1 protein-coding gene is annotated in these 1,356 nt (G+C 37.8%); it reads right to left on the reverse strand.

Annotated features, from left to right (window positions below; translation table 11 throughout):
* Positions 1-558: 558 nt before the first annotated feature.
* Positions 559-1,356 (reverse strand): IS110 family RNA-guided transposase (locus tag XM47_RS18640; protein ID WP_048696001.1); only part of this gene is annotated, 798 nt, incomplete at its 5' end.

Below are 1,356 nucleotides of genomic sequence, written 5' to 3' on the forward strand. Positions count from 1 at the left end.
GTTGCTCAAGGTTGTTCCGGCCGCAAGCGGCCTCCACGGGACGCCCGTTTCGGCGTTTGGTTTGGCATTGGCTTCGCCAATTTTATGCCAAACCAACCACCAAATCGTGCGCCCCTTAGCAAAGCGTTATGTTTTTTTGAGGGATCATGCAAACTTTTAATGAATGGACTATCAGCTTTGTAAAGTTTTCAACTTGGCTAATCATTACCTTAAGTTGCTTAATAACAATCTTTTTAAATCCTAATGAAAAATTCATCTTTCCATTGTTTATGGTAATGACGTTTGCAGATTGGGTATTTCTAAATAACAAAGAAGAAAATAAAAAGTTTTTCTTTAGCGAAATAAAACTGTTTCATTTAATAGGCATGATTGGCGTTTTATTTACTTTTTATATGTTTATATTATTCTGGGAGGCTATAAAAAGTAATCTCGGGTTATCTGATGGGGATTTTTTGCAATTTTTCGTATTACTAGTTATCCCCTTAGTTTTTATACGATATTATAAAAAAATACGAGAAATCAAAACATAACAAGAGACTATGGTGTCAATAAGTAAATTTAAGCTTTTGGCGCTTCCCATAAAACGCCATCCCTAAGCATCGAATTTAAGATAACAACCATCTTTCTTACACAGGCAATGATTGCTACTTTCTTAGGTTTTCCTGCGGCTACTAATCGTTGATATGTTTCCTTAAACACTGGATTAGATTGTATTGCAGACATCATTGCCATGTATAAAACGGTGCGAACTTGATGCCGCCCACCTTGTATTTTCCGATGACCTTTAAATCGTCCGCTTTCTCGATTCATAGGTGCAACGCCGACTAAAGCAGAGGCTTGTTTATTGGTCATGTAACCTAATTCTGGCAGGTTACTGATGAGTGAAGCAGAAGCTATTTTTCCGATTCCGTTCATGCTTTGCAATATGGTATTTTTCGCTTGATAGTCAGGACAACGTTCAATTAACTCTAGGATTTTATTTTCTATTTTTGTTATTTGATTTTTAAACGCAGTCAGGATTGGTTTAATGGTCATGGCTAAGTTTTTTGGCAGAATTTGTAAGCGATTCTTTTCCATCGTTTGCATGACTAACAACTGGTTACGTCTTGCGACTAAATCACTCATAGTCTGCATGGTATCTGGCTTTAACTGAGATAGGTTTGGTTTTATTGCTTCACCATAATGCGCAATTAACTGGGCATCCAACCTATCCGTTTTAGCTCGTTGCCCTATTGCGCCAGCGAAGCGTTTGATGTGTATTGGATTCGCAATCACAAAGGGTAAATTTGCTTTTGCACAAGCCATGATAAATGGCATTTCTAGACGACCAGTTGCTTCTATAATGATGCGCTCGGG

Origin of the sequence: Catenovulum maritimum (genome assembly GCF_001050375.1) — a bacterium.
Lineage (GTDB): Bacteria > Pseudomonadota > Gammaproteobacteria > Enterobacterales > Alteromonadaceae > Catenovulum > Catenovulum maritimum.